The sequence below is a fragment of the Virgibacillus salexigens genome, assembly GCF_014905415.1.
GTDB classification, from domain to species: domain Bacteria; phylum Bacillota; class Bacilli; order Bacillales; family Amphibacillaceae; genus Virgibacillus; species Virgibacillus salexigens.
The window spans coordinates 1-362 of sequence record NZ_BNEO01000056.1 but is presented as its reverse complement, the minus strand read 5'-3'; the positions used below and the strand labels follow the sequence as shown (position 1 = coordinate 362).

At 31.5% G+C, this 362-nt stretch carries 1 protein-coding gene; it reads left to right on the top strand.

The features are described 5' to 3' along the window. Positions 1-362: PRD domain-containing protein (locus JKP73_RS22200; RefSeq protein WP_200411988.1), on the top strand; the 362-nt coding region annotated here is incomplete at both ends.

The following is a 362-nucleotide window of genomic DNA, read 5'->3' as shown; positions in this document are numbered from 1 at the left end:
AAATTTGATACCGATTTTTCTTATAAAATTCGCCAACTCATTGATAAAGTTTCAACAATTCTTGAGATAGAATTTGGGAAAGATGACCGTTTATATGGTTTACTATATGCTCATCTCAAAGAATCAGAGATGTTACCAGTCCTCTTTCCTAAAAAAGAAAATGATTTTATCAAAAAGATAAATAAAGATAATCCTGAAATTTATAAAACAGTCAAAGAATCATTAAGGGAGGTCTTTGATAATAATTTTTCAGAAATGGAAATTGCTTTTATAAGTCTTCACTTTGTGGCGACTCTTGAACGCAGTGACCTAGTTTTACCTTTAAGTGCCGTACTTGTCAGCAGTCGTGGAAGAATTTCTTG